This is a genomic window from Endozoicomonas sp. SESOKO2 (assembly GCF_024606245.1).
In the GTDB taxonomy this organism is placed as follows: Bacteria; Pseudomonadota; Gammaproteobacteria; order Pseudomonadales; family Endozoicomonadaceae; genus Endozoicomonas_A.
This window is the reverse complement of the sequence record NZ_JAHHPQ010000244.1, coordinates 1-4,208: the sequence shown is the minus strand read 5'-3', so window position 1 is coordinate 4,208 and position 4,208 is coordinate 1. Positions and strand designations below refer to the sequence as shown.

At 49.4% G+C, this 4,208-nt stretch carries 3 protein-coding genes; 1 reads left to right on the top strand and 2 read right to left on the bottom strand.

Annotated elements, in window-relative coordinates; all coding sequences use genetic code 11:
• Together glnD and map are read right to left on the bottom strand one after the other, a co-directional pair.
• The coding region (glnD, locus tag KDK17_RS05865) for a [protein-PII] uridylyltransferase (protein ID WP_257287578.1) at positions 1–2,458 on the bottom strand (2,458 nt) is incomplete at its 3' end.
• A 90-nt stretch (positions 2,459–2,548) separates the two neighbouring features.
• Entirely contained in the window at positions 2,549–3,349 is an 801-nt protein-coding gene (gene map, locus KDK17_RS05860) for a type I methionyl aminopeptidase (RefSeq protein ID WP_257255309.1), read from the bottom strand.
• 438 nt (positions 3,350–3,787) lie between these two features.
• Here map and rpsB point away from each other — a divergent pair.
• The coding region (gene rpsB / locus KDK17_RS05855) for a 30S ribosomal protein S2 (RefSeq protein WP_257287577.1) at positions 3,788–4,208 on the top strand (421 nt) is incomplete at its 3' end.

The window sequence follows — 4,208 nt, the reverse complement described above, 5'->3', positions numbered from 1 at the left end:
TTTTAATCCCAGGCAAGTTACTGATGGTAATCTGGGGCTCTTTGGCAAAGTGTCTCAGTTGTCTGGGGGTGCGCTTCTGTGCTGCATCTGGCATTTGCCGGGGGGCACTGAGGATTTGTTGCAGGTAACTCTGAATCTGCATAATGCGTGATTCATTATTGCCGATAGCAGAACCATCTTCTTCTAATACCGTGTAAGTGTCCAGGCTGAACTGATCGCTGGAAGTGATGATTCTTGCGTCCTGAATACTGATGTGCAGATAGTCGAGTCCGGCTACCGTCGCAGCAAACAGATTGGGGCGGTCAGGCGCATAAACAAAAATTTGTGAACCACTGTGTTCCCTGTCAGTGTCGGTTTCACGGGTCAGAACCAGGGGGGGTGTTCCCTCGTGAGCGAGAATTCCCCGGGTATGCCAGGCAATTTCATGGGGGTCATGACGGGAAAAATAGTCATCATCCAGAGTCTCCCAGAGTGACTGGATCGATTGGGTGTCCAGATTGTTGTCAGCCAGAAGTTCGAGAGTCTCCTGCTGAATGTCCTGCAGTCTTTCATCACTGTCAGGCATATTCTCTATGCCGTACTCCAGAACCTGCCGGGTCTGACTATACAGTTGTTGCAATAGAGAAGAGCGCCAGCCATTCCATAACTCAGGGTTGGTGGCATTAATGTCGGCAACAGTGAGCAGATAGAGATGATTCAGACTGTTCAAATTACCCACTTTACGGGCGAAATCCTGAATGACTTCAGGGTCTGACAGGTCTTTTTTCTGGGCAGTGGTCGACAGGGTGAGGTGCTCGCGTACCAGCCAGACAATGAGTTTGGTGTCTACACGACGCAGGCCGTGTCTTCGGCAGAATACTTCGGCGTCAACTGCGCCCAGCTGGGAGTGGTCACCTCCACGACCCTTGCCAATGTCGTGATAAAGTCCGGCAACATAGAGCAGTTCGGGTTTTTTTATGTCATGGATGATTCGAGAAGCAATAGGGTATCGTTGCTTGTTTTCTTCGTAACGAAAGCTGCGCAGATGCTTTATCAGTAATAGCGTATGAGCGTCGACTGTGTAGGTGTGGAACAGGTCGAATTGCATCTGTCCGATTATGCGGCCAAACTCTGGCAGGTAGCGGCCAAGGATCCCAAAACGGGCCATTCTTCTCAAGCTGATAGTCAATCCGTAGGGTGCCTGCAAAAGCTGAAGGAATAATTTTGCACATCTGGGATCTTTTCTAAACTGGCTGTCAACAGTGTGACGAATATCGCGCAGTAACCGGATGGTTTCAGCCCTTGGGCCAAGAATATCCGGGTCTCGGGTCATCAGGACAAACATTTCCAGAATAGCTGGCGGGTGATCAGCGAATACCCGGTCATGGGTGACTTCAATATACTGATTATGTATCTGGAATCGCTCATTGATCGGGGTTATCGTCTGCGGTTTGTCTGCATTCAGGATCTTGTCATCAAAATGTTGGAGGATCAGGTCTTTGAACTGGCCAACGATTAGAACCGTGCGGAAGTAGCTTTGCATGAATTGTTCAACCGCCAGTGAGCCCGGGTGGTCCTGGTAACCAAACTGTTCAGCCAGTGATCGCTGATGGTCAAACAGAAGTCTGTCTTCGCCCCGGCCTGTGAGTGTATGCAACGCCCAGCGTATTTTCCAAAGGAACGCCCGGCAGCGGATCAGTTGTTCGTATTCAGCTTCCGTCAGAAAATTCAGGGCCATAAGCTTGATGGGGTCCTGAGTACCAAAATGACGTCTTGCCGTCCAGCCCAGCATGTGCAGATCACGGATGCCGCCGGGTGAGCCTTTTATGTTAGGTTCCAGACTGTAGGCAGTGTCAGCGTACTTTTTATGCCGGGCTTTCTGTTCGTCAAATTTGGCCTGAAGGTACTGATTACTGGGCCACATGTGGTGGATGTCGATCTTCTCCTGAAGTTGTTTATTCAGGTTTTCAGGATCGGACAGGGGGCGAGCTTCCATGAGGTTGGTGATGATCGTCAGATCACTTCTGGCCTGTTCAGTGCATTCTCTTAAGGATCGGACGCTGGAACCTACTTTTAAGCCGATGTCCCACAAAGTCGTTAGAAAAGCTTCGATTTCAGACTGATGGATCTGGTACTCGTCACTCTCCAGAAGAATCAGAATGTCGATATCGGAACCGGGGTGAAGCTCGCCGCGGCCATAACCCCCAACAGCGAGCAGGCTGATGTGTTCAGAATCGTCCCAGGCAGACTGTTCCCACGCTGTGATAAGAATCTGGTCTATGAGCCAGGTGTGGCTGTAAACCAGCTGATCAATATTGACTTCTTTACTGAACCATTGGTTCAGCGTTTCCCTGCCAGACTGAATAGTGTTTTTGTAAAGAGGGATGGAGGGTTGGTTGCTCAGAGCGGCAACAAATGCGTCTTTATCAAACAGTTGGGCTTTAAACTGGTCGGGAATCTGTGGGCTTGCGTGATTCATAATAGGTCCTGGCACTCCGTCGCTAATAAAACCGGCCCGCACTCTTTATAGGTGAGATTTTATTGATAAGATGAGCGAGCCATTCAGGGATCAAAAGGGAAGCGTCTCTTCACTTCTGAGAGTCAGTATTTCGACGCCGTCAGCGGTAACAAGAATGGTGTGCTCCCACTGGGCAGAAGGGCGACGGTCCTTGGTGACCGCAGTCCATCCATCTCCCAGGAGTTTGGTAAACTTCTTACCAGCATTGATCATAGGTTCAATGGTGAATGTCATGCCTTCCTGCAGAACGCAGTCGTTATGATCGCCATAGCCGTCATAATGAAGGACTTGAGGGTCTTCGTGGAAGACTCTGCCGATACCGTGGCCGCAATACTCTTCAACTACTGAATAGTGATTGGCGTGAGCATGCCGGGCGATCACCCGACCAATATCACTTAACTTGACACCGGGCCTAACGATTTCAATGCCCTTGTAAAGACATTCCTGAGTGACTTTGACCAGTTTTTCAGCAAAAGGTTGCGAACTGCCTACCAGAAACATCTTGCTGGTGTCACCGTGATAACCGTCTTTGATGACAGTGATGTCGATGTTGAGCATGTCGCCATTTTTCAGGGTTTTCTTGTCGTTGGGGATGCCGTGACAGACAACGTGGTTAAGGGAGGTGCAAATCGATTTTGGAAAGCCGGGGCGGCCGGGAGCTGCACCATAGTTCAAGGGTGCCGGGATAGCCTGCTGTTCATTAACGATGTAGTCGTGACAGATACGATCAAGTTCACCAGTAGTAATGCCGGGTTTCACATGGGGAGTGATCATCTCCAGTACATCAGCAGCAAGCTTGCCGGCGACGCGCATTTTTTCAATATCTTCAGAGGTTTTGATCGTAACTTTCATTTCAAATGTTCTTTGTAGGGCGCGGGAAATACCGAGAGTGCTTTGCAGCGAGTGACCTTATGACGACAGAATAATAGGGTCGTTTTTCGCTCATGGCGGTTTACTTAAGCAGCTTTCCCGGGGCTTTACGGATTCACTTGCTGGAATTCTAACAGAAAAGAAGGGAGAGTTGGCTATCGTAAAGTAGAACCGGTTTCCATGGAGTTGATGAATCTTCCTTCTAAGAAGTCTTCTGGCTATGAATCAACATTCGATTGTGGTATAAAACTGCGTCCTCGTGTTCAGGGTTGCCTGACTGCGAGGTTTTTATTTATTTTGTAACCAGAACTCACATACACCGACACATGATTCAGGGTGCCCTGGCTATCAGCGAAAGCTGATCATTGGGTCGAACTCATGGGGTGTGTGGAGGCCTAACCCTGTAACAGGAGATTTCTCATGGCTCAAGTCACCATGCGTGACATGCTCAAGGCGGGTGTGCATTTTGGTCACCAGACTCGTTTCTGGAACCCAAAGATGAACAAATTCATCTTTGGTGCTCGCAACAAGATTCATATCATTAACCTTGAGCACACCATGCCTGCCTTCAATGAAGCGATGAGCTTCATTCGCAAGCTTGCCGAAGGTAAGAACAAGATTCTTTTTGTTGGTACCAAGCGCGCTGCCGGTAAAATCATCCGTGAAGAAGCTGCTCGTTGCGGTATGCCTTTTGTGGCGCATCGCTGGTTGGGTGGTATGCTGACCAACTATAAGACCATTCGTCAGTCGGTCCGTCGTCTGCGTGATCTGGAAGCCCAGGCTGAAGACGGTACTTTCGAAAAACTGACCAAGAAAGAAGCCCTGATGCGCCGTCGCGATC